Genomic DNA, 259 nt, shown 5'->3' on the forward strand with positions numbered 1-259 from the left:
GACTGTAGGGACTTATCAGTCGGGTGATTTCGCCAAACTCCAGTCTGTCCAACGCTTTGCGATAGCCTACCAACAGGCGAGTAAGCAGATGGAGAGTCGCGTTGAGCGCGTACAAGCTGCCCAGGAGAGAGACAAGGCTCGTTTTGAGGCCTTGGCTGCGGAGGATCGAGCCAAGAACGGTTGGAAAGATCTGGCTATTGGTGTGGTGACCGTTGCGATTGGTGCTTTAGCGATTTGGGCAACTATGGGGGCAGCGACA

General features: G+C 54.8%; 1 pseudogene. It reads left to right on the forward strand.

From position 1 onward, the window contains the following. Positions 1–61: 61 nt before the first annotated feature. A pseudogene (locus ADH52_RS03835) lies at positions 62–259 on the forward strand (hypothetical protein); the annotation flags it as partial.

It is taken from the genome of Streptococcus pseudopneumoniae (genome assembly GCF_001072665.1).
Classification (GTDB): domain Bacteria; phylum Bacillota; class Bacilli; order Lactobacillales; family Streptococcaceae; genus Streptococcus; species Streptococcus pseudopneumoniae_S.